Consider the following 1045-nt stretch of genomic DNA (forward strand, 5'->3'; position numbering starts at 1 on the left):
GATGATGTCCCGAGAGGTGGTGTAGCTTATGCGATCGCCGTGCCTTCCGGACTGTGCCGGATCAGCTTGCCGCAGCGGGCAGGCTGATGAGCGGATCATCGCTCATTGCGGCGATTGTCTCAAGAGACAGGTATCTGGATCGCTGGACCGCCCACTCATCATTTTGCTCGAGCAGCAACGCACCGACGAGGCGCACGATGGCATTGTCGTTTGGAAAGATGCCGACGACCTCGGTTCGCCGCTTGATTTCTCCATTCAGTCGCTCGATCGGATTTGTGCTGTGAAGCTTGGTCCAGTGTTGTTTGGGAAAGGTCATGTAGGCCAGCACATCTTCTTCGGCACTGTCCATGAGGGTGGCGAGCTTGGGCACCTTCGGCCTGATCTGGTCGGCCACAGCTCTCCACTGGGCGCTTGCGGCCTCCGGCGTGTCCTGAGCAAAGGCCGTGGCAATAAAGGCGGAGACAACGCGTCGTCCACTCTTTCCTGCATGGGCCAGTGCGTTTCTCATGAAGTGCACCCTGCAGCGCTGCCAGGTGGCCAACAGGACCTTGGAGACGGCGGCCTTGATGCCTTCATGGGCATCGGAGACGACGAGCTTGACGCCGCTCAAGCCCCGTCTTGTCAGCTTGCGCAGGAATTCTGTCCAGATCGGTTCTGCCTCGGACGTGCCGATCTCCATGCCCAGAACCTCGCGCCGGCCGTCGGTGTTGACGCCCACGGCGATGATGACCGCGACAGAGACAATGCGGCCACCACGCCGGACCTTGAGATAAGTGGCGTCTATCCAGAGGTAGGGCCACTCACCCTCGATCGGCCGTGAGAGGAAGGCTTTGACCTTGTCGTCGATCTCCTCGCAGAGCCGGGAGACCTGGCTCTTGGAGATGCCGCTCATGCCCATCGCCTTGACCAGGTCATCGACCGAGCGGGTCGACACACCTTGGATGTAGGCTTCCTGGATCACCGCGGTCAGGGCTTTTTCGGCCATGCGACGCGGCTCCAGGAAGCTTGGGAAGTAACTGCCGGTGCGGAGCTTCGGAATGCGAAG

The 1045-nt window shown here is 60.7% G+C and carries 1 protein-coding gene; it reads right to left on the minus strand.

The annotated features are described in order from the left end of the window. Positions 1 to 61 precede the first annotated feature (61 nt). Positions 62 to 1045, minus strand: a 984-nt coding sequence (locus L610_RS19480; protein ID WP_144707012.1) for an IS256 family transposase, incomplete at its 5' end; no start/stop codon positions are given.

The organism is Aminobacter sp. J44, from assembly GCF_007829415.1.
Lineage (GTDB): Bacteria > Pseudomonadota > Alphaproteobacteria > Rhizobiales > Rhizobiaceae > Aerobium.